At 73.3% G+C, this 225-nt stretch carries 1 protein-coding gene; it reads left to right on the top strand.

The genetic code is table 11. The features are described 5' to 3' along the window. The coding region (locus MJ643_RS31325) for a serine hydrolase domain-containing protein (RefSeq protein ID WP_247727406.1) at positions 1 to 225 on the top strand (225 nt) is incomplete at both ends.

Raw genomic sequence — 225 nt, 5'->3', positions numbered from 1 at the left:
ATCACCCTGCGCCACCTGCTGACGATGACCTCCGGCTCCCCGGTCACCGGCTTCGCCGACGACGAGCGCGAGGACCCCGACCTCGCCGGCCGCTTCCTGCGCACCGACCTCGTCGCCGAGCCCGGGGCGCGGTACGAGTACTCCAACGGCAGTACCTTCCTCGTCGGCCGCGCGATCGCCGCGCGCACCGGCCTCTCGCTGCGCGACTACCTCATGCCGCGGCTG

The sequence above is a fragment of the Pseudomonas sp. PNPG3 genome (assembly GCF_023093815.1).
GTDB lineage: Bacteria > Pseudomonadota > Gammaproteobacteria > Pseudomonadales > Pseudomonadaceae > Aquipseudomonas > Aquipseudomonas asiatica.
The sequence above is the reverse complement of the archived record's forward strand: the minus strand, read 5'-3'. Positions and strand labels throughout refer to the sequence as shown.